27 protein-coding genes are annotated in these 21,865 nt (G+C 64.1%); 25 read left to right on the forward strand and 2 right to left on the reverse strand.

The window, feature by feature from the left end; all coding sequences use genetic code 11:
* Positions 1–47 precede the first annotated feature (47 nt).
* The 8 genes from fliF to CD932_RS00210 all read left to right on the forward strand — a co-directional run bounded on the left by fliF (position 48) and on the right by CD932_RS00210 (position 7,487).
* On the forward strand, positions 48–1,784 hold the full coding sequence (gene fliF, locus CD932_RS00175; RefSeq protein WP_094440870.1) for a flagellar basal-body MS-ring/collar protein FliF: 1,737 nt from the start codon (positions 48–50) through the stop codon (positions 1,782–1,784).
* Positions 1,762–2,802, forward strand: coding sequence for a flagellar motor switch protein FliG (locus CD932_RS00180; RefSeq protein ID WP_094440871.1), 1,041 nt, complete (start codon positions 1,762–1,764; stop codon positions 2,800–2,802). The genes fliF and CD932_RS00180 overlap by 23 nt, the downstream gene beginning before the upstream one ends.
* A complete protein-coding gene (gene fliH / locus CD932_RS00185) occupies positions 2,799–3,488 on the forward strand; it encodes a flagellar assembly protein FliH (RefSeq protein ID WP_094440872.1) in 690 nt (229 codons plus the stop codon). Before CD932_RS00180 ends, fliH begins: the two co-directional genes overlap by 4 nt.
* Complete coding sequence (gene fliI, locus CD932_RS00190; protein WP_094440873.1) at positions 3,485–4,795, forward strand: flagellar protein export ATPase FliI; 1,311 nt, start codon at positions 3,485–3,487, stop codon at positions 4,793–4,795. The genes fliH and fliI overlap by 4 nt, the downstream gene beginning before the upstream one ends.
* Positions 4,796–4,803: 8 nt before the next feature.
* Complete coding sequence (locus tag CD932_RS00195) at positions 4,804–5,241, forward strand: flagellar export protein FliJ (RefSeq protein WP_094440874.1); 438 nt, start codon at positions 4,804–4,806, stop codon at positions 5,239–5,241.
* A gap of 88 nt (positions 5,242–5,329) precedes the next feature.
* Positions 5,330–6,742 (forward strand): flagellar filament capping protein FliD, encoded by a 1,413-nt coding sequence (gene fliD, locus CD932_RS00200; RefSeq protein ID WP_094440875.1) that lies wholly within the window; start codon positions 5,330–5,332, stop codon positions 6,740–6,742.
* A 45-nt stretch (positions 6,743–6,787) separates the two neighbouring features.
* Positions 6,788–7,177 (forward strand): flagellar export chaperone FliS, encoded by a 390-nt coding sequence (gene fliS / locus CD932_RS00205; RefSeq protein WP_094440876.1) that lies wholly within the window; start codon positions 6,788–6,790, stop codon positions 7,175–7,177.
* Positions 7,170–7,487, forward strand: coding sequence for a hypothetical protein (locus CD932_RS00210; RefSeq protein ID WP_094440877.1), 318 nt, complete (start codon positions 7,170–7,172; stop codon positions 7,485–7,487). The genes fliS and CD932_RS00210 overlap by 8 nt, the downstream gene beginning before the upstream one ends.
* Positions 7,488–8,102: 615 nt before the next feature.
* Here the strand turns inward: CD932_RS00210 and CD932_RS28615 are convergent.
* Positions 8,103–8,351 (reverse strand): hypothetical protein, encoded by a 249-nt coding sequence (locus CD932_RS28615; protein WP_176460825.1) that lies wholly within the window; start codon positions 8,349–8,351, stop codon positions 8,103–8,105.
* Between the two features lie 44 nt (positions 8,352–8,395).
* Between CD932_RS28615 and CD932_RS28620 the strand changes: the two genes are divergently transcribed.
* The 8 genes from CD932_RS28620 to CD932_RS00250 all read left to right on the forward strand — a co-directional run bounded on the left by CD932_RS28620 (position 8,396) and on the right by CD932_RS00250 (position 14,384).
* Positions 8,396–9,670 carry a flagellar hook-length control protein FliK gene (locus CD932_RS28620; RefSeq protein ID WP_176460826.1) on the forward strand — a complete coding sequence of 425 codons (1,275 nt, stop codon included), beginning with the start codon at positions 8,396–8,398 and terminating at the stop codon, positions 9,668–9,670.
* The gene (locus CD932_RS00220) at positions 9,670–10,146 is read left to right on the forward strand and encodes a flagellar basal body-associated FliL family protein (protein ID WP_094440879.1); all 477 of its coding nucleotides are present in this window, start codon (positions 9,670–9,672) and stop codon (positions 10,144–10,146) included. The genes CD932_RS28620 and CD932_RS00220 overlap by 1 nt, the downstream gene beginning before the upstream one ends.
* 27 nt (positions 10,147–10,173) lie before the next feature.
* Entirely contained in the window at positions 10,174–10,923 is a 750-nt protein-coding gene (locus CD932_RS00225; RefSeq protein WP_254926406.1) for a FliA/WhiG family RNA polymerase sigma factor, read from the forward strand.
* A gap of 51 nt (positions 10,924–10,974) precedes the next feature.
* Complete coding sequence (gene motA, locus CD932_RS00230; RefSeq protein WP_094443360.1) at positions 10,975–11,889, forward strand: flagellar motor stator protein MotA; 915 nt, start codon at positions 10,975–10,977, stop codon at positions 11,887–11,889.
* Positions 11,873–12,892, forward strand: coding sequence for a flagellar motor protein MotB (locus tag CD932_RS00235; protein WP_254926407.1), 1,020 nt, complete (start codon positions 11,873–11,875; stop codon positions 12,890–12,892). Before motA ends, CD932_RS00235 begins: the two co-directional genes overlap by 17 nt.
* 16 nt (positions 12,893–12,908) lie before the next feature.
* Positions 12,909–13,199, forward strand: coding sequence for a flagellar biosynthesis anti-sigma factor FlgM (gene flgM / locus CD932_RS00240; protein ID WP_094440881.1), 291 nt, complete (start codon positions 12,909–12,911; stop codon positions 13,197–13,199).
* Positions 13,196–13,636 (forward strand): flagellar export chaperone FlgN, encoded by a 441-nt coding sequence (gene flgN / locus CD932_RS00245; RefSeq protein WP_094440882.1) that lies wholly within the window; start codon positions 13,196–13,198, stop codon positions 13,634–13,636. The genes flgM and flgN overlap by 4 nt, the downstream gene beginning before the upstream one ends.
* 73 nt (positions 13,637–13,709) lie before the next feature.
* Positions 13,710–14,384 carry a glycoside hydrolase family 73 protein gene (locus CD932_RS00250; protein WP_254926408.1) on the forward strand — a complete coding sequence of 225 codons (675 nt, stop codon included), beginning with the start codon at positions 13,710–13,712 and terminating at the stop codon, positions 14,382–14,384.
* A 10-nt stretch (positions 14,385–14,394) separates the two neighbouring features.
* Here the strand turns inward: CD932_RS00250 and flgA are convergent, their stop codons facing one another.
* On the reverse strand, positions 14,395–15,030 hold the full coding sequence (gene flgA / locus CD932_RS00255; RefSeq protein ID WP_094440884.1) for a flagellar basal body P-ring formation chaperone FlgA: 636 nt from the start codon (positions 15,028–15,030) through the stop codon (positions 14,395–14,397).
* A gap of 264 nt (positions 15,031–15,294) precedes the next feature.
* Between flgA and flgB the strand changes: the two genes are divergently transcribed.
* The 9 genes from flgB to CD932_RS00300 all read left to right on the forward strand — a co-directional run bounded on the left by flgB (position 15,295) and on the right by CD932_RS00300 (position 21,851).
* A complete protein-coding gene (flgB, locus tag CD932_RS00260; protein ID WP_094443361.1) occupies positions 15,295–15,660 on the forward strand; it encodes a flagellar basal body rod protein FlgB in 366 nt (121 codons plus the stop codon).
* 5 nt (positions 15,661–15,665) lie between these two features.
* Entirely contained in the window at positions 15,666–16,076 is a 411-nt protein-coding gene (flgC, locus tag CD932_RS00265; RefSeq protein ID WP_094440885.1) for a flagellar basal body rod protein FlgC, read from the forward strand.
* Between the two features lie 2 nt (positions 16,077–16,078).
* A complete protein-coding gene (locus CD932_RS00270; RefSeq protein WP_094440886.1) occupies positions 16,079–16,732 on the forward strand; it encodes a flagellar hook capping FlgD N-terminal domain-containing protein in 654 nt (217 codons plus the stop codon).
* Between the two features lie 62 nt (positions 16,733–16,794).
* A complete protein-coding gene (locus CD932_RS00275; protein ID WP_094440887.1) occupies positions 16,795–18,084 on the forward strand; it encodes a flagellar hook protein FlgE in 1,290 nt (429 codons plus the stop codon).
* 26 nt (positions 18,085–18,110) lie between these two features.
* On the forward strand, positions 18,111–18,839 hold the full coding sequence (locus CD932_RS00280) for a flagellar basal body rod protein FlgF (protein WP_094440888.1): 729 nt from the start codon (positions 18,111–18,113) through the stop codon (positions 18,837–18,839).
* 32 nt (positions 18,840–18,871) lie between these two features.
* The gene (gene flgG, locus CD932_RS00285) at positions 18,872–19,660 is read left to right on the forward strand and encodes a flagellar basal-body rod protein FlgG (RefSeq protein WP_176460827.1); all 789 of its coding nucleotides are present in this window, start codon (positions 18,872–18,874) and stop codon (positions 19,658–19,660) included.
* Positions 19,660–20,331, forward strand: coding sequence for a flagellar basal body L-ring protein FlgH (gene flgH / locus CD932_RS00290; RefSeq protein WP_094440890.1), 672 nt, complete (start codon positions 19,660–19,662; stop codon positions 20,329–20,331). The genes flgG and flgH overlap by 1 nt, the downstream gene beginning before the upstream one ends.
* A gap of 9 nt (positions 20,332–20,340) precedes the next feature.
* On the forward strand, positions 20,341–21,459 hold the full coding sequence (locus tag CD932_RS00295) for a flagellar basal body P-ring protein FlgI (protein ID WP_094440891.1): 1,119 nt from the start codon (positions 20,341–20,343) through the stop codon (positions 21,457–21,459).
* Positions 21,459–21,851, forward strand: coding sequence for a flagellar biosynthesis protein FlgJ (locus tag CD932_RS00300; RefSeq protein ID WP_094440892.1), 393 nt, complete (start codon positions 21,459–21,461; stop codon positions 21,849–21,851). Before CD932_RS00295 ends, CD932_RS00300 begins: the two co-directional genes overlap by 1 nt.
* Positions 21,852–21,865: the final 14 nt, after the last annotated feature.

Consider the following 21,865-nt stretch of genomic DNA (forward strand, 5'->3'; position numbering starts at 1 on the left):
CCTCACGCCCAGCCTCCACGCGAAAGTCATTCCAAGTGATTACCCCCATGAAGTCCGCCTTTGCGCGCTGGCGCGCTGGCGCCCAGCCCGCCATTCCGCCCGCCCTGCTGAAAAATCTCGTCCCCATCGTTGTGCTGGCCATCGGCATCACCGCCATGGTGATGATGTATTTCTGGCGCGACCAGGCCAATTACAAGCCGGTGTTCGGCGCGCGCGAAAAAGTGGCCGTCACCGACATGATGGCCACCCTGGACGCCGAACACATCCCCTACCGCCTGCACCCGGACAGCGGCCAGGTACTGGTGCTCGACGCCATGCTGGGCAAGGTGCGCATGCTGCTGGCCTCGAAAGGCGTGACGGCGCAGTTGCCGGCCGGCCTGGAACTGATGGACAAGAACGATCCGCTGGGCGTGTCGCAATTCGTGCAGGACGTGCGCTTTCGCCGCGGCCTGGAAGGCGAGCTGGCGCAAAGTATCATGACCATGGATGCGATCGCATCGGCACGCGTGCACCTGTCGATCGCCAAGTCCACCTCGTTTGTCGCCAGCGATGGCGACAAATCGTCGGCCTCGATCGTGGTGGCCGTGAAACCGGGCCGTACCCTGGCGCCGGAACAGATCGCCGCCGTGATCAACATGGTGGCCGGCAGCGTGGCCAGCCTGGCGCCAACACGCGTGAGCCTGGTCGACCAGAGCGGCAACCTGCTGTCCTCGCATATCGACCTGGCCGACGGCTTCGATGCCTCGGCGGCCGGCAATGAGGGCGCCAAACGCTATCAGGATGAGATCCGCCGCAATATCACAGGCTTGCTGGGCCCGGTTCTCGGCGAAGACAATTTCAAGCTCAGCGTGACGGCTGCGGTCGACAATGACCGGGTCGAGGAAACGCTGGAAAAATACGGCGAAGCGCCAAAAGTGACCAGCGAAGCGATGCGCGAAGAGCAGGAACGCAACCGCAACGTGGCCGGCATTCCGGGCAGCCTGTCGAACCGCCCGCCGGCCGCCGCCGTGCCCGGCCCGACGGGCGCTGCAGCCGGTGCCGACGGCGCACCGAAACCCGAAGACGGCACCGCCCGCAAGAACGCCACCACGCGCCAGTATGCGTATGACCGCAGCATCACGCAGATCAAGCGCAGCCGTGGCCGCCTGGAAAAACTCAGCGTGGCCGTGGTGCTCAACAGCGCCGCCGCACCCGACGCCAAGACCGGCTGGAGGCCGGCCGAACTGGCCAATATCGAAAAAATGCTGCGCAGCGGCCTGGGCATCAACGCCCAGCGCGGTGACAGCCTGAGCCTGACCGCCCTGCCCTTCCCTGCCAGACAGCCAGTGGCGCAGTGGTGGGAAGAGCGCGATACGGTGGTCGACTTCAGCAGCTGGCTGCTGTATGCCCTGGGCGCCGTGCTCGGCTACTTCCTGGTGCTGCGTCCGCTGATGCGCCTGCTGACCACCCGCCTGGCGCCGCCGGAACTGAAAACACTCGATCCGGCCATGGCCCTGGCCGGCAACGGCGTGGCCGCTGGCGCCACCGGCGCGAGCGGCGCTGCGGCGGCCATCCCGGCGCTCGGCGCTGCGGCGGGCGCACCAAAGCTCGAAGGCGTGGCGAGCGCCACCGGCGGCGAGATGCCAGTGGTGCCGCTGCTGGAGAACTACAACCTGCCACCGCCTGGTTCGGCGGTCGACGTGATGGTCGACCATTTGAAAGTACTGGCCGAAAAAGAACCGGAACGTGTCGCCGAAGTCGTCAAACAATGGATGCAGAAAAATGGCCGAATTCAACAACAATAATCTCCCTGACGAGCAGGACGACGAGAACGCCAGCCTGACGCCGGTGGAGCAGGCAGCCATCGTGTTGCTGAGCATAGGCGAAGAACAGGCTGCGGCGGTGCTGCGCTGCCTGTCGCGCGAAGAACTGCTGGAAGTGACGCAGGTGATGTCACGCATGAGCGGCATCAAGGTCGAAGCGGTCAAGACCGCCATGCAGACTTTTTTTGACGACTACCGCCAGCAAAGCGGCGTGCATGGCGCCTCGCGCAGTTACCTCAAGCGTTCGCTCGACATGGCGCTGGGCAGCGATATCGCCAACAGTGTGCTGAACAATATTTATGGCGATGCGATCCGGCCGAAAATGGCGCGCCTGCAATGGGCTTCGCCAAAGTGGCTGGCCGAATACATCGTCAACGAACACGTGCAGATGCAGGCCGTGTTCCTGGCCTTCCTGCCGCCGGCGCTGGCCGGCCAGATCCTCGAAGCGCTGCCGGTCGAAGGGCGCGACCTGGTGCTGCTGAACCTGGCGCGCCTGGACGAAATCGACCGCGATCTGCTGGTCGAGCTCGATGAACTGGTGGGTCGCTGCCTGGGCGCGCTCGACACGCAAAGCACCAGCGTGGAAGGCATACGCCAGGCCGCCGAGATTCTCAACCGCATGCCGGGCAACCGCGCCGCGCTGGTCGAACTGCTGCGCGCCCACGATCCGGCGGTGGTGTCGGAGATCGAGCTGAGCATGTACGATTTCCTGATCCTGTCCACGCAAAGCGATGTCACCCTCACGCGCATCCTGGAAGACGTGCCGATGGAACAGTGGGCCATCGCCCTCAAGGGCGCCGAACCGGCGATCCGCGATGCGGTGCTCAAAACCATGCCGCGCCGCCAGGCGCAAAGCTTCGAGGACATGATGCGCCGCTCCGGCCCGGTGCCGATGTCGCGCATCGAACAGACGCGCCAGGAGATCATGGCCACCGTCAAGGGGCTGGCCGACGCCGGCGAAATCGAAGTGCAGCTGTTTGCCGAGGCGGTGATCGAATGAAACCTTTCCGCACCTACCGTTTCCCGCCGCTGTCGCAATTCATCGCCGCCGGCCAGCGCGCCAGCTCCGACGACACCGACGGCCAGTGGCAGGCGTCCGTTTCGGAAGGCTTCGAGCAGGGCCAGCGCGACGGCTATGAAGTGGGCCTGGTGCGCGGCCAGCAGGACGGCTATGATTCCGGCCGCAACGACGGCGTGGTCCAGGGCCGCGAAGAAGGCCGCAATGAAACCCTGGTCGCGCTCGACAAGCTGGCGCGCCCGGTCGACGCGATTTTGCGCGACCTGAAGAAAGTGCGCGCCGACTACCGCGCCGCCCAGCGCAAGGAAGTGGTCGACCTGGTGGCCAAGGTGGCGCGCCAGGTGATCCGCGCCGAACTGGCGCTGCAGCCGGTGCAATTGCTGGCGCTGGTCGACGAAACGCTGGCCTCGATGCCGCCGACGCGCGAGGAAATCGACGTCTATCTGAACCCCGAAGAATTGAAGCGCATCAGCGAACTCGATCCGAAGCGCGCCAAGCGCTGGAACCTGATCGCCGACGCCAGGCTCGACGCCGGCGAATGCCGCATCAAGGCCGGCGACAATGAAGTCGACGCCGGCTGCCATCAGCGCCTGGCCGCCTGCATGGACCAGGTCAGCAGCCACCTGGCGCTGGCCGCCGAACACGCCGACCAGGGCGCGCCTGCATGATAGCCGACACGCTGCGCAGTTTCGAGATGGGCGACATTCCGGTGGCCACGCCCACCGGCCGTCTGGTGGGCGCTTCCGGCCTGCTGCTCGAAAGCGCCGGCTGCAAGCTGCACACGGGACAACGCTGCCAGATCGAAACTGTCAGCGGCGAATGGCTCGACGCGCAAGTGGTCGGCTTTCGCGAAAAAGTCTCCTATCTGATGCCGTTCAAGAAGGCCGCTGGCCTGACTACCGGCGCGCGCGTGCTGCCGCTGCCCGACAAGGCCAGCCTGCAGATCGGGCCGTCCTGGCTGGGCCGCATGATCAATGGCCTGGGCGAGCCGATCGATGACCTGGGCCGCCTTGGCGGCGAGCATATCCTCGACGTCTCGCCACCGAAGATCAATCCCCTGAAAAAGCAACCGGTGATCGAGCCGCTCGACGTCGGCGTGCGCGCCATCAACAGCATGCTGACCCTGGGCAAGGGGCAGCGCGTGGGGCTGATGGCCGGCTCGGGCGTCGGCAAGAGCGTACTGCTGGGCCTGATCACGCGCCAGACCGTGGCCGACGTGGTGGTGGTCGGACTGATCGGCGAACGCGGCCGCGAGGTGCGCGAATTCGTCGAAAAGTCGCTCGGCGAGGAAGGCTTGAAAAAAGCCGTGCTGGTGATCGCGCCGGCCGACGAATCGCCGCTGATGCGCATCATGGCCACCGAACTGTGCCATTCGATCGCCGCCCATTTCCGCGACCAGGGCCAGCATGTGCTGCTGCTGGTCGACTCGCTCACGCGCTACGCGATGGCGCTGCGCGAAGTGGCGCTGGCGCTGGGCGAGCCGCCGGCTACCCGCGGCTACCCGCCATCGGTGTTTTCGAACCTGCCGCAACTGGTCGAAAGCGCCGGCAACGGCGCGCACCAGGACGGCAGCATGAGCGCCATCTACACCGTGCTGGCCGAAGGCGACGACCAGCAGGACCCGGTGGTCGACACGGCGCGCGCGATTCTCGACGGCCATATCGTGCTCACGCGCGAACTGGCCGAACGGGGCCACTACCCGGCCATCGACGTGGCCGCCTCGATCAGCCGCTGCATGGCGCAAGTGATCGCACCGGCCCACATGCAGGCGGCGCGCAGCCTGAAGGCGGCCATGGCGCGCCATGCGCGCGTGCGCGACCTGATCCCGCTGGGCGCCTATGTGCCCGGCGCCGACCCGATCACCGACCGCGCGGTGCAACTGCATCCGCAGATCGAAGCATTTTTGTGCCAGGGCACCAAGGAAGAAGCACCGATGGGGCCTTGCATTACCCAACTTGAACAGATCATGTCATAGGCGCCCTGATGAGCAACTCGCACACCATCCGCAACCTGACCACCCTGGTCGGCCTGCGCAGCACCGAAGTGGAACGCCTGCAAACCGAAATGGCGGCGCAGACGGCCGTGCGCGACCGTTACCAGAAAAACCTGGAACGCCTGACCAGCCTGTACACCGACAGCGGCCCCAGTGGCGCGCTGCACCTGGCGCTGTCGGTCAATTGCGGCAATTTCAAACAGTCGGTGATGGAGGTGGCGCAGCAGCACCGTACCGACCTGCATCTGCACGAGGCCAATATGGCGGTATCGCAGCGCGCCCTCAATGCGGCCTGGGCCAAGCGCGAAGTGCTCGATCAGGTGTTGACGCAAAAGCAGCGCACCGTTGCAACTGAACAACAGCGGATCGATGCCAAGCGACAGGATGAACTGGCGACGCAATTCTGGTTCCGCGGGCAGGTAAAATGATGTTTTGCAGAAATAATTTCAGAAACGCCGAAATTTGGTCGCCTTGTCATTACGTATATCCTGCATGCTAATTATTTAGGAGTCTGACATGGCCCTCACCACCACCGCTTCCAACACCTACGATCCGACCGCTTCGGCACAGGCGCTGACCGACAAATACACGGCCAGCCTGCAGGCGCGCATCACGGCGCAAACCAAGGCGGCAACAGCCACCTCGGCCGGCCTGACGAGCATGAAGATGGCGCTGACCACCTTCACCTCCAGTCTGCTGGCGCTGACCGGCAGCAAGACCATCGCCGCGCAGAGCGCCACCTTCAGCAATACCACGTTCGGCAGCGCCACCGCCAGCGCAACGGCTGCCGGCGGCACGTATTCGCTGTTCGTGGAAAAGGTGGCCACCAGCAACCAGATTTCACTCGGCGCCATCGGCGGCAGTGCGGTGCCGGCCAGCGGCGACGGCAACCTGAAGATCAAGCTGGCCAACAACAGCGATTTCACGGTGGACCTGAGCAAGGCCAACACGGACGCCGACCCGACCTTGTCGGCCAAGGAAATCGCCGCAGCCATCAATGCCGAACCGAAGAATAATTCGCGCGTGACAGCCTCGGTGATCACCATCGGCGGCATCGCCCAGCTGGTGCTGACGTCGAACGTCAGTGGCGAAGAAGGCGCCCTGTCGCTCGACACCAGCGCGATGGCCGATGGCGCCCTGAAAACCAGTCTGGCGGCGGCGCCCAATCAAGTGGTGCAGGCCCAGGACGCCGTCGTCTGGGTTGGCGGCAAACCGGCGGACCCCAACGATACGAGCAACCGCGTCAAGCAGTCGTCGAATACCTTCAGCAATATCGACGGCGTGAAAATGACCTTTACCAAGGCACAGGCCAGCGGCGACGCGCCCATCACCCTGACGGTGGCGCTCGACTCGTCGGCAACGGCGACCAACGCACAAAGCTTTGTCACGGCCTACAACAAGCTCAAGAGCGTGCTCGACGGCCTGACCGACCCGGGCGATCCGGCCTCGGGCAAGGCGGCCGGCACCTTTGCCACCGACAGCGGCGTGCGCGTGTTGCGCGACCAGATGGTGCGTGCCTTGCGTGAAACGGCCACCGGCGCACTGGCCACCTTTGGCATCACGGCGCAGCGCAACGGCAGCCTGGCTCTGGACACCGCCAAGCTCGATGCGGCGGTGAAAGCCAATCCTACCGGTCTCGACAAAGCCATAGGCAACAATTCGGGCGGTGCACCAAGCGGCATCGCCGGCAAGCTCGACAAATTTGTCGATACGTGGACCTCGACCAATGGCCAGCTGGCGCAGCGCGAAACCTCGGTCGCCAAGCTGCAAAAAACACTCGACGAGCGCCAGGCCAAGTTCGAAACCGACTACACCACCATGTACAACCGCTACAAGGCACAGTTTACGAAATTGCAGGACCTGCAAGCGCGCATGTCGCAAACGACCGGCATATTCGATGCCCTGTTTGGCAACGACAAGTCCAAATAAAGGCTGGCGCCCGTTGCCAGTCTCAGCATTTTAAAGTGAAAGAAAATGATGAACCACGATGCCTACAGTGATTACCATGCCGTCAACCTGGATGCGCAGACCTCGCGCGCCACGCCAGTCGAGCTGGTATTGCTGCTCACCGACGGCTTGCTGGAGGAACTGGCGCGCGCGCGTGGACATATCGTCGGCAAGCGCTACGAACAAAAGGCAATCAGCCTGAACAAATGCACGGAAATCATCAACGGCTTGTCGAGTTCGCTCGATTTCGAACAGGGTGGCGAAGTCGTGGTCAACCTTGGCCGTCTGTATGAATATTGCACCGGCCGCCTGTACCTGGCCGGTGTCAACCTGGACCCGGCGCTGATCGACGAAGTGACCACCTTGCTGGGCACCATCAAGCAAGGCTGGCTGGGCGTCCAGGCCAAGCATGGATAACAGTGCCGTGCTGCTGCAGTTGGCGCGCGAGCTGCAGGCCGCCGCCGGCAAGCACGATTGGGACACGCTCGATGTGCTGGAGCGCCGTCTGGCGCGCCAGCTCGCTGTGCTGTCCGCACAGGGTGGCCTGGACGCGAACGAACAGGAGGCGCTGCGCACGCTGCGCGCGGCGCATGCGCGCGCGTTTCAATTGTGCTCCGATGAAAAGCACAGGCTCGGTCTGCAACTGGGCGATCTCCATTCCAGGCAGGAGGGCTGGGTCGCCTACGCGCTGGAAGGCGCCATGTATCAAGATGGGAATCAAGCATGAATATCAACTTCAATTTCAAGGCGACGACTTTTAATGCTGCCGACTTGTTTGGCGCGACGACTGCGGTGAGCGCCGCCGGCACGCCCTTGATCGGCAGTACTGTTGGCGCTGGCGCCGCTGTGGACACGGCGCAAGTTGCCGTGCCGCCCGCGCTGCCCGGCGTCGCGCCCCCCCCTGCCAGGGGGCTGTTTGCCGACGCCATGGGCGTCGCCGTGCAGGCCAGCGAACCGGTCGCCAGCACTGCGCCGAAGTCGGACGAGACCGACCAGCCAGACCAGCCGCCAGCCGATGGCGTGCCAGCGGTTGCGCCGCAAACACCGTTGCCATCGATGGCGGCGCCATGGCTGCCAGCGCCGGCGATGACGACGCCGCCAACGCCACCAGCGCAGCGCGACGGCACAGGCGGCAACGCGCTGGCGGCAACGCGCGCCGCCAGCGTTCCAGCCGGCTCGGCTACCGCACCGGTCACGACGACCTTGATCAACAGCGAAACTGCAGCCGCACCGGTTGCCGCGACGATGGCCGGCAGCGCGCCTGTTGCCGCCACTGCGTTCAGTGCCGCCGCTGCTGCCGCGACGACACCTGCTACCACATGGACGCCTGCCGCTGCGCCTGTTACCGCATGGCCTGCTTCAGCAGCACCTGTGGCTGCATCGTTTCCTTCAGCATCACCTGTTGCTGCATTGCCTGCGTCAGCAGTGCCTGCTGCGGCAGCGCCTGTTGCGGCAGTGCCGGCTTCAGCAGCGCCTGTTGCCGCAGCACCTGTTGCTGCATTGCCCGCTTCAGCAGCCCCTGTTGCCGCAGCACCTGTTGTTGCATTGCCCGCTTCAGCAGCGCCTGTTGCCACAACGCCTGTTGCTGCATTGCCTGCGTCAGCAGTACCTGCTGCGGCAGCGCCGGTTGCGGCAGTGTCTGCCATCACCTCCCCCGTCACGCCGGCGCCAAGCACCAATGCCCCCCCTGCGCCGCGCGTCGCCATGGCGGGTGCCCCCGACGACCTGACGGCGCCTGCCACCGTGCGACTGACCGTGCGGCCAGCAACCATGCAGTTCAATGCGCAACTGGGAGCCCTGGTACCGATTCCTCAACCGGGCGAGCCACTGACGGCAGCGATGCCCGCACCAGCGGCCGCCACGAATACCGTGGCGCCGGCGCTTGCCGCAGCATTCATTCCGACCATCGGCATGCCGGCTGCGGTTGCCGCCTACGCGCCCGGCGTCAAGCCAGCGGCGAACGTTCCCGGCGATACCGGCACAGTCGCAGTGACCAGCGCGCCAGCAACACCGGCCATGGCGCCGGTGACGCCGGGCATGGCCGCCGCGATGCCGGCCATGGCGCCCGTGCTGCCCGGTGCAGCACCCGCCCGGGCTGCCACACCCGACGGCAAGGCGACGACCTCCGAACCGGCCACCACCACCACCACCGTGACAGGCCTGCCTGTTGCCGCCGTGGCGCCAGGCGTTCCTGCCACCCCTGCGGCGGCGAGCGACAGCGCCGTGGATGTGCGGCCGGCCGTTCGCCAGCAAGCCGGGTTGCCCGACGCGCCAGGCACGCCGCTCAAGTCCACCACCCCGGGCGCACCCGTCACGATTGCCGGCAATGTCGGCGGCCTGGACGCGGAACGCAACGGCGCCGCCAGCAACCCGGCGGCAGCGCCCGCCGCCAACCTGGGCCTGACAGCGGCGGCCACGGCCGGCACGCTGCCGGCGCAGGGCGGCGATATCATCAAACTCAACGGTACAGCCCAGCAATGGCAGGAACCGCTGCGCGAAGCGCTGGGCGAGCGCCTGCAAACGCAGATCAGCCGCAACAGCGAATACGCGGTAATCCGCCTCGATCCGCCGATGCTGGGCCGTATCGACATTGCCATCCGCCACACAGCCGGCAGCTTGCAAGTGAACCTGTCCGCCTCGAACACGGAAGTGTTGCGCCAGTTACAGAGCATTGGCGAGAACATGCGCAATGACCTGGCCCAGCGCCAGTACACCGAGGTGGCTGTCACCATCAGCGCCACGCCGCGCAGCCCGGCCGCACAAGCGTTTGCCGAGGGCGACGCCCGTGGCCAGCGTCAGCCGGCACGCCAGCAGGATGACGCCGAGCCTGGACGCGCGCTGTCTGACGACACGCCGGCCGGCACGCCATATGGCACCACCTTTGCCATGCATGAGCGGGAATACAACTGATGAATACCAAAGTAAAACTGATCGGCGGCTTCCTGCTGGTGGCCCTGCTGGCCGCCGGTGCGGCAGGCGGCGCCATGTGGTACCTGGCCAAACCGGTTGCCGGCCACGCCGAAGTGGCCGACGCCAAAGCGCCGCCGCCGCCGGCAACGGGCAAGAAGGCGCGCAAATTCGTCACGCTCGACAAGGTCATCGTGATGCTGCGCCACGGCCCCGGTGAAACCGATACCCATTACCTGTCGGCCGACCTGGTGATCTCCACCACGGAAGAAAATGAAAAGACGGCGAAAGCGCATTTGCCGCTGATGCGCTCGATCGCCGTCAGCACCCTGTCCAGTTTTTCGACGGACAAGGCGCAAGCGATGACGGTGGAGCAATATGCCGCGGAGATCAACAAGGCTTTCAATCTCAGCTATGAGCGCGAGCAGATGGAAAAACCGTTCAGCGAAGTCATGGTAGGCAAGCTGATCATTGAATAAGCCGACACCAGCAGGCCAGTTTCACTGATGGGAGATACCGTGGCCTATGCGGAGCAATATCAGGAAGCTTACGGCGCCAGCGAATATGCCGCCGCCGGCGCGACCGCGCTCGGCGTGGCGGAAGAACAGCGTCACCTGGTCGCGTATGCGCCGTTGGTCAAGCGCATCGTGCGCCAGCTCAATTCGCAGGTGTCGGGCGCCATCGACCGCGACGACATGGAGCAGATTGGCCTGATGGGCCTGCTCGAAGCGCTGCGCCGCTACGGCGTGCCGGATCAGTCCTTTGGCAGCTACGCCAGCCTGCGCATCCGCGGCGCCATACTCGACGAGCTGCGGCGCCAGGACTGGCGCCCGCGCGCAGTGCGCCAGGAAAGCCACCGCCTGCGCGACAGCGTGCGCGCGCTGACCCGGCGCCTGGGCCGTGAACCGCAGGAAGCGGAAATCATGGCGGCGCTAAAGCTGACGCCGGAAGCGTACCAGCAATACCAGTTGGCGGAAAACGCCGAACTGATCGCCAGCTTCGACGATATTTTGCAGGAAAGCCTGGGCCAGGCTGACAGCGCACCGAGCCCGGAAGAGCAATTGATGGTGCGGCGCAGCCTGGAGCAGGCCTTGCGCGCGCTCGATGAACGCGAGCAGCGCGTGGTGCAGATGTATTACGAGTTCGAACTGAGCTACAAGGAAATCGCCGTCGTGCTGGACCTGAGCGACGCGCGGGTCTGCCAGTTGAACAAGATGGCCTTGGGGAAAATGAAAGCCATGCTGCAGGATAGGTAAGAACAAGCTCCACCCATAAATTGATGCAGCACACGCAGAAAGGCAGTTGACATGGTAATTATCGGTATCTTAATCGTGATGGGATGTGTATTCGGAGGCTTTGCCCTGATGGGCGGCACCGTCCATGCGATCTGGCAGCCGGTCGAGTTGATCATCATTATCGGCGCCGCCGTCGGCGCTCTGGTACTGGGCAATCCCAAGCATGTGCTCGGCGAAATGCTGCACCAGATGCGCAAGGTCGTCACGCACAAGAAGCAAGGCTCGGAATTCCAGCGCCAGTTGCTGCTGTTGATGTATGAATTGCTGCAAACGGCAGCCGGCGGCCTCAAGGCGCTCGACGCGCACGTCGAAGCCCCGCGTGAAAGCCCCTTGTTCCAGCGCTATCCGCTGGTGCTGGAAGAGCCGAAATTGCTGGCTTTTATCGTCGATAACTTCCGCCTGATGGCGATGGGCAAGATCAACGCACATGAACTCGAAGGCGTGCTGGAACAGGAACTCGAAGCGATCCACGATGAGTTGCTGCAGCCATCCAAATCCTTGCACAAGATCGCCGAAGCGATGCCCGGCTTCGGCATTCTGGCCGCCGTGCTCGGCATCGTGATGGCCATGAATTCGGTGGCCGATGGCGCCGACGCGGCCGAAATTTCGGAAAAAGTAGGCGCCGCCATGGTCGGCACCTTTATCGGCATCTTCTTTTGCTACGGCGTGCTCGATCCGATGTGCAACATGATGAAGCAGTTGGTCAGTGAAGAAGGCTCGACCATGGAATGCGTGAAAGTCGTGCTGGTGACCCACGTCGCGGGCAAGCCGCCGCTGCTGGCGATCGACTCGGGCCGGCGCCTGGTGCAACTCAATATCAAGCCGAGCTTTGCCCAGCTGGAAAGCTGGATCAATGCGCTCGAGAGCGGCGGAGCAGAAGCTGAGCAGGGCCAAGGCCGGGGAGGCCGCCGTGCTAAAACCGCATGAGAAACATGATCAGGCCATCATCAAGCGCGCCGGACGCAAGCATGATGACGATGCTCACGGCGGCGCCTGGAAGGTGGCGTTCGCCGACTTCTGCCTGGCCTTGCTGTCGCTGTTCCTGGTGCTGTGGCTGATGGCCGCGCGCGAACAGCAGGCGATGAAGGAAATCATGATGGATGCGCTGGCGGGCAGCCGCCAGGGCGAAGGACAAGGCGTCATGCCGGAACAGAAAGGCGGACCGCGCGGCAGCCTGATCGACCGATTCCCGATGCCGCGTGACGGCATGGGCGACACGCGCACCGAGGGCGCGCAACAGAAAGACGGCAAACCCGATCAGGCCAAGGCCAAGGCCGAGGCCGAGGCCAAGCCCAAGATGAGCTACCAGACGCCGGAAGACCTGCTGGCGCTGTCGCGCGCGCTCGACAAACTCAGCGACGAGGCCGGCTTGAAGAGCAACTTGCAATCGGTGGTGACGCCGCACGGCTTGCGCGTCATGCTGCATGATACCGACAAGCAAGGCATGTTTGTGCGCGGCAGCGCCGTGCCCACCGACCGCTTCCGCAAGCTGCTGCGTGAAATGGGACCGGTCTTCGCACAGATGGAAAACCAGATGCTGATTGTCGGCCATACCGATTCGCTGCAGTACGCCAACACCGGCTATGAAGGCTATTCCAACTGGACCCTGTCGGCCAACCGTGCCATGTCGGCGCGTGCGCAACTGCTGTCGGGCAGCATGAACCCGGCAAGCGTGCTGCAGGTGGTGGGCATGGCCGACCGCGCGCCGCTGGACACGAAAAACGCCAGCGCCGGCATCAACCGCCGCATCGAACTGTTAATATTGACGCGCGGCCAGGCCGACAGCATCGCCTCCATGTTCGGCATGACCGGCCAGGGGCAGCAAGGCAAGGATATCGAAGTGGGCGCGCCCGATTCAGCAACACTGCAACGCTTGCGTGACAAGCTGGGCATGCCAGCGAAGAAAGAACGGGCCGACAATGCAAATTAAAGGCAAGGGGCAACGCATGAAAATCTCTTCTGCTAACACTGGCGCCGCCGTGCCCGGCACTGCCGTGGCGCCGACCGAAGCGGTCGCCGAGAACGCTGGCGCCGTGGCCGCCGGCGCTGGCTCGTCGGCGGGTGCCGAACTGCAATCGGCCGTGCTGCAGCCGGCCATCACGGCGCTGCGCGCCATGCCCGACATCGATCACGAACGGGTGGCCATGCTGCGCGACGCGCTGGCCAAGGGTGAACTGCCGTTCGACCCGTCGAAAATAGCCGGCCTGATCCAGCGCTTCCACGGCAGCGACGCATGAACGCGCCACGCAAAGGCATCACGCGCCAGCAAGCCATGCAACGTGTGCTGCAAGGCATGGCCGATGACCGCCGGGGCTATATTGAACTGCTGGCATTATTGGAAGAGCAATTCCAGGCAACCCTGCGCCACCAGACCGGCCACTTGCAGGTGTTGGCCGAACAGGTGGTCGCCGCCGTCGATCTGCTTGATGGTCGCCGGCGCCAGCGCGTGAGCCTGGTCACCGCCCTGCTCGGCCCCAAGGCCGCGATGGCACAGCTGTTTGCCTCGCTGCCCGATGACACGCGCGCCGAGGCCAGCGCCCAGTGGGATGAACTGGAGCAGATGGTGCTCAAATGCAAGCGCCTGAACACCCGCAACAGTCAGCTGTTAACCGAACAATACACGACCATGCAGCGCGTGCTGCACGGCGAGGAACATACCTATGCGCCAGGCTGATTTTTTCGCAAGCAATGCCCGTGCCACGACCGCAACGAGCGCTGCCAGCCCGACGGCTGGCGTGCAAAGCAATATGCGCGCGACCGGCCCCACCGCCTCCACCGCCAGCTTCAGCAGCGTGTTCCAGCAGGTGCAGGGAGAAGTGGCGAGCTTTATCGAACATGGCGGCGGCAACGCCAGCATGCCGGGTACCGAAGGCCGGGCCTGGTCGGCCAACAGCGCGCCGGCCAATGTGCTGGGCGCGATCGACCAGGGCGGCGAGCTGGGCGAAGTACAGCAGCAGTTTTTATCCTCGATCAAGCCATGGACCGAGGAAGCGGGCGCGCGCCTGGGCGTGGCACCGGAAATTGTAGCTGCCCATGCGGCGCTGGAATCGGGCTGGGGCCAGCGCCCGCTGCGCCAGGGCACGACCGACACCAATAATCTGTTCGGCATCAAGGCTGGCGCCAAATGGCAGGGCGAAGTGGCCCAGGCCTTGACCACCGAATATGTCGGCGACAGCGGCGCGGCGCTGAAGAAAACCGAGCGTTTCCGCAGCTATCCGGACCAGGCCAGCGCCTTTCGCGACTATACCCAGGTGCTGCTCGACAATCCGCGCTACCGCGCCGCCCTGAACGCCGGCAGCGACGCGCATGCCTTTGCGCAGGGGCTGGCGCGTGGCGGCTACGCCACCGATCCCCATTACGCGGCCAAGCTGGGCCAGCTGGCCACGCGACTGCAGCGCAGCGCCGCTGCGGCCGCAGAGTAAAATTTGCGCCTCAGTTCGCCGGCTCCACCACGCCCTCGTCGATCACGCGCGCACGGATCACCGTGCCGCTGGAAGCGTTGCGCACGCGGATCACCTCGCCTTGCGCGCCCGGATCCATTGCCACGCCGTCCATGCTGACGCGTACCTGTTCTTTTTGCGCAACAATATTGACCGAGGCGCCGCGCTTGACCAGCACCGGCGAAGCCAGTTGTCCTTGGCGCAACACTTCGCCGGCGCGCAGGCTGCGCCGGCTCGACAGCCCTGTCACGTCCGACAGGGTGGCGATGCTGTCGGGCACCAGCGTCACGTCGCGCCGCGCCAGCTCCACGTCGCGCGCCTGCAACGGCGTGTTGGCCAACACCGGTACGCTGGTGACCGCCACCTTGGCCGTGACGGTGGCGCGCACCAGCATTTCATAGCGCCAGCCGTCGGCACCGGGACAGGCGGCGAGAAAGCGCATGCGCTGCAGCGAGCGGCTGTCCTGCGCCTCGACCGTCACCCGAACCGGGCAGGCGGGAATGACACGTGTGGTTTTTACAACAGCGACGTCGAACAGCGGTTCCAGCAGTCCTGCAGTGGCAGCCTGCCGCGCCAACTGCTCGCGCGCCAGTTGCTCCACCCTTGAAAATATATTGTCGGCTGGCAATTCAGCTCGTCCTGCACTACTATAGAGGCTGGTCAGCAAAAAAAGGCCGGGGAGCAGCGTACGACATGCACGCGCCTTAGTGGATGTGGCGACATAATTAGTGAAATGAATCATTGCTACCTTTATTTACAAATCCTGATCAAAAATGGTGAAGCAGCATGACCTTAACATGCGTCAACATGACCAGGCAGGCATTTTACGCCCACCCTGCCTTTGACAGCCAGACCCGCGCCAGCACGAACGACTTCAATACAAAGGATGACCATGGGGATTAATTTCAAGGACGCAATCGGCGTGCACGCCGACGCGCTGGCCCTGCGCGCTGACCGCACGCGCGTACTGGCGGCCAATATCGCCAACGAGAACACGCCAGGCTTCCAGGCCATGGACATGGATTTCGGCAGCGCCATGCAGCAGTTGCAGGACAATGCGGCGGGCATGCTGTCGACCGACGACGACGCCAGCTCCCTGTACCGCGTCCCCTACCAGCCCAGCCGCGACGGCAACACGGTCGAGATCGGCGTCGAGCAGGCGGCCTTTTCTCAAAACGCCAGCGACTTCCAGACCAGCCTCAGTTTCGTCAACATGAAACTGAAGGGACTGGCCAAGGCCATTTCCGGACAAGGATAAACAGCATGAGCTTCCAGGATATTTCGAAGATCGCCGGTTCGGCGATGGCGGCGCAGACCGTGCGCTTGAATACCATTGCCAGCAATCTGGCCAACGCCGAGTCGGTCGCCGGCTCCGAAGCCGAGACCTACCGCGCCCGCAAGCCGGTGTTCGCGGCCGTGATGGACGGCGCCGACGCGGCCGGTGGCCGGGTGCAGGTGCTCGACGTGGTGCAAAGCGACGAGCCGCTGCGCAAGCTGTACGAACCGGGCCACCCGATGGCCGATGCGGACGGCATGGTGTTCTACCCCAACGTCAACCAGGTGGCCGAGATGACCGACATGATGTCGGCGTCGCGCGCCTTTGAAACCAATGTGGAAGTTCTGGGCCGTATCAAGTCGATGCAGCAGGCGCTCCTCAAATTAGGTGAAGTGTAATCATGCAAACATCCCTTTTCACGGGCAGCACCGGCAACACCAACAACACCGGCAACACGATCGCGTCGCAGAACAATGCCACGCAAGACATGTTTACCAAGTTGCTGGTGGCGCAGATCCGCAACCAGGACCCGCTGGCGCCTACCGATCCCAGCCAGTTCATCAACCAGTTGACGCAGCAGGCGCAGACCGAAGCGATGCAGAACCTGTCGACCCTGACCAGCGCCAACGCCAGCGTGCTGCAAAGCATGCAGGTGCTGGCGCTCGGCGCGCAGGTAGGCTCGGAAGTGATGGTCAACACCAGCACGGTGCAGCTCGACAGCGCCAAGGTCAGCGGCAGCATCGCCCTGTCGTCGAACAGCAGCAAGACCACCTTGACCCTGAAAGACGCCGCCGACAAGGAATACAAGATCGAGCTGGGCGCCAAGGCGGCCGGCAGCGCCGCCTTTACCATCAATCCGCAACAGCTGGGCTTGCCGGCAGGCACCTACACGATGGCCGTGACCACCAGCAGCGGCGAGAAGCCGTCGGTCGATATCGCGGGCAAACTGAGCAGTGTTCGCCTGTCGTCCAGCGGCAGCATGATCCTCAATGTCGCCAACCTCGGTGAAGTCAGTCCGGGCGCGATCACCGGTTTCAATGGCAAGACCTCCTGATCGGCCCGCAGCGCTTTTGCTTTTCACCCAATAATCCTGTCCTTCACTAAAGGAAGTTCACCATGAGTTTCGACATCGCACTGTCCGGCATCCAGGCCATCAACGAGCAACTGACCGCCTCGAGTAACAATATCGCCAACGCCGGCACCTATGGCTTTCGCAGCAGCCGCGCCAACTTTTCGTCGATGTACGCCGGCGACCGCGCCACGGGCGTGGAAATCGGCTCGACCACGCAAAGCATGAGCGTCAACGGCGGCGTGCTCAACACCGGCCGCACGCTCGACGCGGCCATCGACGGCCGCGGTTACTTTGTCAGCCGCTCTGCGCAAAACACCCTGAGCTACAGCCGCGTCGGCATTTTCAGCGCCGCCAGCAGCGGCTTCCTGACCGACTCGAACGGCAAGCTGGTGCAAGGCTATGCGCCGGCGCCCAAAGGCACGACCACCCTGGGCCCGATGGGCGACATGAAGATCCCGACCGGCCAGATTGCCGCGCAAGCGACCGAGAACCTGGCCTATGCCGCCAACCTGTCGGCCGAATGGAGCATCAAGGATGGCAGCAAGTTCGACAAGACCGATATCCAGACCTACAACAGCGCAAAAGTATCGGTGCTGTATGACTCGCTGGGCGCCAAGCACACCTTGAGCCAGTATTTCGTGAAAACCGGCCCGAGCACCTTGGACGTGCAATATACGCTCGACGACAAACCGGTGATGGAGCAGCCATTGGCGACGCCACCCAAGGTAATGGTAAGCAAGCTGGTGTTTGGCCTTGACGGCCAACTGGCGACCGTCAACGGCGTCACGCCAAACAATGTACCGACGCTACCGGCCGTTGCAGGACCAGACTGGAAACCGACGTTCAATCCGGTCAAGATGGGCGATCCGCTCACCGGCTCGGGCGCGGCACCGCTGGCGTTCAACCTCAATTACTCCGACACCACCCTGTCCTCGGGTGAAAACACCACCTCGACCAACAAACCCGATGGCTATGCCTCGGGCACCTACACCGGCGTGGAACTGGCCGCGGACGGCTCGATCATGGCGAAATACACCAACGGCGAAACCAAGAACGTCGGCACTATCGCCCTGGCCAACTTCGCCGACGAAGGCGCATTGACCGCCGCCGACAACACCAGCTGGACCGCCTCGACCGCTTCCGGTGCGCCGCTGTACGAGCGTCCTGGCGTGGGCATGGCCGGCAAGCTGGCGACCAGTTCGCTGGAGCAGTCGAACGTCGACATCACCACCGAACTGGTGGGCCTGATGACCTCGCAGCGCAACTACCAGGCCAACTCGAAAGTGCTGTCGACCGAAAACGCCATGCTGCAATCGCTGATGCAAGCGTTGTAATGACGGTCACGCAAAGGTAAACCACGATGGATGCGCTGATTTACACCGCCATGAGCGGCGCCGACCGTGCCCTGAAGGCACAGCAGGTACACGCCAACAACCTGGCCAATATCGAGACCGGCGGCTTTCGCGCCAATCTCGAAGTATCGACCGTGCAGTCGCTGCAGAAGGGCTATGGCTACGACGACCGCCACATGGCGCAGACGCAGTCGAGCGCGATTTCCACGCGCAACGGCACCATCAAGGAAACCGGGCGCGATCTCGATGTGGCGATCGCCGGCAACGGCTACCTGGCGGTGCAGTGGCAAAACGGCGAGGCGTATACGCGTGCCGGCGCCATGGAGCTCGATGAAACGGGCGCACTGCTGCTGAACGGACGGCCGGTGCTGGGCGAAGGCGGTCCGATCACCTTGCCCGAGCACACCAGCCTGGCGATCGGCTCGGACGGCACGATTTCGATCCAGGTACCCGGCACAGCGCAGATGCAGGCGGTGGACAAGCTCAAGCTGGTCAACGCCGAAACGGGCGAGCTGACCAAGAATGAGGCAGGGTTGATCGTCGCGCGCAGCGGCGAAGACCTGCAGGCCGACCCGGCAGTGCGCATCCGTGACCGCCATATCGAAGGCAGCAATGTGTCGGCGGTCGAGGAAATGGTCGCTACCATGAGCCTGAACCGCAGTTTCGAGATGCAGATGAAAGTATTCAAGGCCAGCGATTCGATGACCGAATCGGGCAACCGCCTGCTGGGCGCCTGAGCCCGCACGCCAACCAATTCAAGGAGCAAGCTATGAATCCAGCAATGTGGATCAGCAAGACCGGCGTGCAGGCGCAAGACGCGAAACTGCAAGCGATCGCCAACAACCTGGCCAACGTCAATACGGTCGGCTTCAAGCGCGACCGCGTGGTATTCGAAGACCTGTTCTACCAGGTCGAGCAGCAGCCGGGCGCGCAGCGCGCCGACAATACGCTGTCGCCATCGGGCGTGCAGCTCGGTAACGGCACGCACATGGTCGGCACGCAAAAGGTATTTACCACCGGCAGCCTGCAGACGACCAGCCGCGAATTCGACGTCGCCATCACCGGCAACGGTTTTTTGCAGGTGCTGCGCCCGAACGGCGAAGCGGCCTACACGCGCGCCGGCCAGCTCGGCATGAACGCCAACGGCGTGATGGTCAACGCCCAGGGCTTGCCGCTGGTGCCGCAGATCACCGTGCCCAACAACGCCAGCGCGATTACCATCGGTGAAAACGGCATGGTCTCGGCCACCGTCCCCGGCAACGTGGCGGCAACCCAACTGGGCCAGCTGACGCTGACCAACTTCGTCAATCCGACCGGTCTGCTGGCACTGGGCGAAAACCTGTTCCAGGAAACGGCGGCGAGCGGCGCGCCGATCGAAGGCAATCCGGGCACCGGTGCCCTGGGCAAGCTCAAGCAGTTCGCGCTGGAAGGCTCGAACGTGCAGGTGGTCGAGGAAATGGTCGACATGATCGCCGCCCAGCGCACCTATGAAATGAATACCAAGGTGCTGTCGGCGGCCGACAACATGCTGCAATACCTGGCGCAAGCGGCCCGTTGATGAAAGCCGCACTGCAAGCAGGCGCGGCGCTGCTATTGGCCTTGCTGGCCGGCTGCGCCAGCGGCCCGGGCGCGCCGGTGGCGCCGACGTTTTCCGAAGAGCCGCTGGTGGCCCAGCGCAACAACGGCCGTGGCGGCGTGTCCGGCGGCGTGTTCAACCCCGATGCCGGCCTGTCGCTGACCTCGGACAGCCGCGCCTTTCGCGTCGGCGACGTGGTCACCGTGTCGCTGCAGGAAACCACCCAGGCCAGCAAGAAGGCCGGCACCTCGTTCAACAAGGGTTCGACGGTCGGCGTGAAGGCCGCCAATTTCCTTGGCAAGACCTTCCCGACAACCGGCGTCGACCTGTCGGCCAACCGCAACTTTGGCGGCGACTCGACCAGCACGCAGCAAAACGCGCTGTCTGGCGCCATCACGGTGATCGTGCAGGAAGTGCTGCCCAATGGACTGTTGCGGGTGCAGGGCGAAAAAACCCTGACGCTGAACCAGGGCGAGGAATTCGTGCGTCTGCGCGGCTACCTGCGCGCGGCCGACATCGATTCGAACAACCAGGTGTCGTCGCTGCGCATCGCCAATGCGCGGATCGCCTATTCCGGCCAGGGCACCCTGGCCGAAGCCAATACTCCCGGCTGGCTGACGCGCTTTTTCGTCGGTCCCTGGATGCCGTTTTAAGGTGAGCTCATGAGATTTCGTCCCGCCCTGCCCGCCGCCCTGCTGCTGGCCGCCTGCTGCACCCTGTCGCTGCCGCTGCCAGCTTTGGCCGCGCAGGTGCTGCGCAACCTGGTCAGCATCGAAGGCGTGCGCGACAACCCGCTGGTCGGCTACGGCCTGGTGGTCGGCCTGAACGGCAGCGGCGACACGACCCAGGTCAAATTTTCCAGCCAGTCGGTGGTCAACATGCTCAAGCAGTTTGGCGTGAAACTGCCCGACGGCGCCGAATCGAAAAGCAAGAACGTCGCCACCGTGATGGTCAGTGCCGTGTTTCCACCAGGCTACCGCCGCGGCCAGGCCATCGATGTGACGGTGTCGTCGCTGGGCGACGCCAAAAGCCTGCGCGGCGGCACCTTGCTGCTGACCGAACTGCGCGCGGCCGACAATGAAACCTATGCGCTGGCGCAAGGCAATGTGGTGGTAGGCGGGCTGAGCGCCGGCGGCAAGAGCGGCTCTTCGGTGACGGTCAACACCCCGACCTCGGGCCGCATACCGAACGGCGCCAATATCGAACGCGAGATTCTCAGCGACTTTTCCACCCGCCCGACCGTCACGCTCAATTTGCGCCATCCGCATTTCGAAACGGCCATCAATATAGTCGAGGCCGTCAACCGCCGCTTTGGCGCCGTCGCCACCACCCGCGACGCCACCAGCGTGGAAGTGATTGCCCCGGAAAACCCGACCCAGCGCGTGGCCTTCATGGCCAAGCTCGAGGCGCTCAGCATCGATGTCGGCATCGACACGCCGAAGGTGGTCTTCAATTCGCGCACCGGCACGGTGGTGATCGCCGAAGGCCTGCGCGTGAAGGCGGCCGCCGTCACCCATGGCGCGCTGAAGGTAATCATTTCCGAAAGCTCGAACGTCAGCCAGCCGGCGCCGTTCGGCGCAGGCCAGACCAGCGTCACGCCGCAATCGAAAGTGTCGGTCGACCAGGGCAACGGCAAAATGTTCCAGTGGCCGGCGGGCGCCAAGCTGCAGTCGATTATCGACGTGGTCAACAGTCTGGGCGCCTCGCCGGACGATATCATGGCCATTCTGCAGGCGCTCGACCAGGCCGGCGCGATCGAAGGCGAACTGGTGGTGATCTGATGAACTTTCCTATCGACAACAGCAACGGCGCCCTGCCCTCGGCGCTGGACGACAAGTCGGCCGGCGCCGTGACACCGGCAGACCCGCGCTATGCGGCCAAGGCCACCGAGGCGGCCGTCAAGTTCGAAGCGTTTTTCATCTCGCACATGCTGCGCCAGATGCGCTCCGGCACGCGCGAGATGGCGGGCGAAGACAGCGTCTACAAGGACCCGGTCAACAGCGACATGCTGGAACTGGCCGACAATCTGGTGGCCGACAAGATAGCCGGCCAGCGCGCCTTTGGCATCGCCGACGCGATTTTGCGCCAGTTGCTGCCCGCCGCCGCCGCCCCGGCCACGAAAATCGATGTCAAAGCGGACAAAGTTGCGGCAGGACTTAATAAGCCGGCCTGAAACGTCGCCTTTAA

The sequence above is a fragment of the Janthinobacterium sp. PC23-8 genome, from assembly GCF_002250505.1.
Lineage (GTDB): Bacteria > Pseudomonadota > Gammaproteobacteria > Burkholderiales > Burkholderiaceae_D > Janthinobacterium.

Coding starts and splice junctions, on each gene's coding strand:
- CD932_RS00180 (WP_094440871.1), top strand. CDS start 1,762: ATGGCCGAATTCAACAACAATAATCTCCCTGACGAGCAGGACGACGAG.
- flgG (WP_176460827.1), top strand. CDS start 18,872: ATGAATCCAGCAATGTGGATCAGCAAGACCGGCGTGCAGGCGCAAGAC.
- fliI (WP_094440873.1), top strand. CDS start 3,485: ATGATAGCCGACACGCTGCGCAGTTTCGAGATGGGCGACATTCCGGTG.
- motA (WP_094443360.1), top strand. CDS start 10,975: ATGGTAATTATCGGTATCTTAATCGTGATGGGATGTGTATTCGGAGGC.
- CD932_RS00270 (WP_094440886.1), top strand. CDS start 16,079: ATGCAAACATCCCTTTTCACGGGCAGCACCGGCAACACCAACAACACC.
- flgH (WP_094440890.1), top strand. CDS start 19,660: ATGAAAGCCGCACTGCAAGCAGGCGCGGCGCTGCTATTGGCCTTGCTG.
- flgN (WP_094440882.1), top strand. CDS start 13,196: ATGAACGCGCCACGCAAAGGCATCACGCGCCAGCAAGCCATGCAACGT.
- CD932_RS00280 (WP_094440888.1), top strand. CDS start 18,111: ATGGATGCGCTGATTTACACCGCCATGAGCGGCGCCGACCGTGCCCTG.
- flgB (WP_094443361.1), top strand. CDS start 15,295: ATGGGGATTAATTTCAAGGACGCAATCGGCGTGCACGCCGACGCGCTG.
- CD932_RS00210 (WP_094440877.1), top strand. CDS start 7,170: ATGGATAACAGTGCCGTGCTGCTGCAGTTGGCGCGCGAGCTGCAGGCC.
- CD932_RS28615 (WP_176460825.1), bottom strand. CDS start 8,351: ATGCAGCAACAGGCGTTGTGGCAACAGGCGCTGCTGAAGCGGGCAATG.
- flgC (WP_094440885.1), top strand. CDS start 15,666: ATGAGCTTCCAGGATATTTCGAAGATCGCCGGTTCGGCGATGGCGGCG.
- CD932_RS00275 (WP_094440887.1), top strand. CDS start 16,795: ATGAGTTTCGACATCGCACTGTCCGGCATCCAGGCCATCAACGAGCAA.
- CD932_RS00300 (WP_094440892.1), top strand. CDS start 21,459: ATGAACTTTCCTATCGACAACAGCAACGGCGCCCTGCCCTCGGCGCTG.
- fliF (WP_094440870.1), top strand. CDS start 48: ATGAAGTCCGCCTTTGCGCGCTGGCGCGCTGGCGCCCAGCCCGCCATT.
- flgM (WP_094440881.1), top strand. CDS start 12,909: ATGAAAATCTCTTCTGCTAACACTGGCGCCGCCGTGCCCGGCACTGCC.
- CD932_RS00195 (WP_094440874.1), top strand. CDS start 4,804: ATGAGCAACTCGCACACCATCCGCAACCTGACCACCCTGGTCGGCCTG.
- CD932_RS00250 (WP_254926408.1), top strand. CDS start 13,710: ATGCGCGCGACCGGCCCCACCGCCTCCACCGCCAGCTTCAGCAGCGTG.
- CD932_RS00295 (WP_094440891.1), top strand. CDS start 20,341: ATGAGATTTCGTCCCGCCCTGCCCGCCGCCCTGCTGCTGGCCGCCTGC.
- fliH (WP_094440872.1), top strand. CDS start 2,799: ATGAAACCTTTCCGCACCTACCGTTTCCCGCCGCTGTCGCAATTCATC.
- fliS (WP_094440876.1), top strand. CDS start 6,788: ATGATGAACCACGATGCCTACAGTGATTACCATGCCGTCAACCTGGAT.
- fliD (WP_094440875.1), top strand. CDS start 5,330: ATGGCCCTCACCACCACCGCTTCCAACACCTACGATCCGACCGCTTCG.
- CD932_RS00225 (WP_254926406.1), top strand. CDS start 10,174: ATGGGAGATACCGTGGCCTATGCGGAGCAATATCAGGAAGCTTACGGC.
- CD932_RS00220 (WP_094440879.1), top strand. CDS start 9,670: ATGAATACCAAAGTAAAACTGATCGGCGGCTTCCTGCTGGTGGCCCTG.